Origin of the sequence: Streptomyces cacaoi (genome assembly GCF_006539165.1) — a bacterium.
In the GTDB taxonomy this organism is placed as follows: Bacteria; Actinomycetota; Actinomycetes; order Streptomycetales; family Streptomycetaceae; genus Streptomyces; species Streptomyces cacaoi.
The window spans coordinates 1-676 of record NZ_BJMM01000184.1; the positions used below are offsets into that span (position 1 = coordinate 1).

Below are 676 nucleotides of genomic sequence, written 5' to 3' on the forward strand. Positions count from 1 at the left end.
ACGCGCCGCCTCCTCCCGCAGGACCTCCGCCGTCCCGGCGGACCCCGGCTCCACCACCCGCACCGGGACGGCCCGCACCGCCGCGACCCGCTGCACACCGTGCCCGTCCACGGAGACGAAGGTGGTCCGCAATGCCTCGTGCCGTGCGACGAGCCCGTCCACGGCGGTCTGCACGGCGCCGCGGTCGAGCGCGCCCCGCAGCCGCACCACGGAGAGCACGTTGTACGCGGCCGCGCCCACGGTGAACTCGTCCAGGAACCAGAGCCGCTCCTGCGCGGGCGCGAGCGGCAGATCGGCGTCCGCCGCCCTCGCCACCCGAAGCACCTCGTGTCCCGTGGCCCGAAGCACCTCGTGTCCCGTGGCCCGGGGCTCCTTCCCGGGCCCGACGAGGCCGTCCCCGTCGCCCGGACCGGCCGGCACACGCTCCGCCAGGCCCGCCACGGTGGGAGCGTCGAACAGGGCACGCGGCGACATGTCAGCGCCCAGCTGCACACGGATGCGCGACACCGCCTTCAGGCTGGAGATCGAATCCCCGCCCAACGCGAAGAAGTCGTCGTGCACCCCGACCCGCTCGACACCCAGCACCTCGGCCCAGATCCCGCACAGCAGCCGCTCGGCCTCGGTCCGCGGCGCCACATACTCCGCCCCCGCACCGACCTCCGGCTCCGGCAGCGCA

1 protein-coding gene is annotated in these 676 nt (G+C 75.4%); it reads right to left on the reverse strand.

Going from position 1 to position 676, the window contains the following annotated elements; all coding sequences use genetic code 11:
- Positions 1 to 636 (reverse strand): phosphopantetheine-binding protein (locus SCA03_RS34850; protein WP_230989124.1); only part of this gene is annotated, 636 nt, incomplete at its 3' end.
- Positions 637 to 676: the final 40 nt, after the last annotated feature.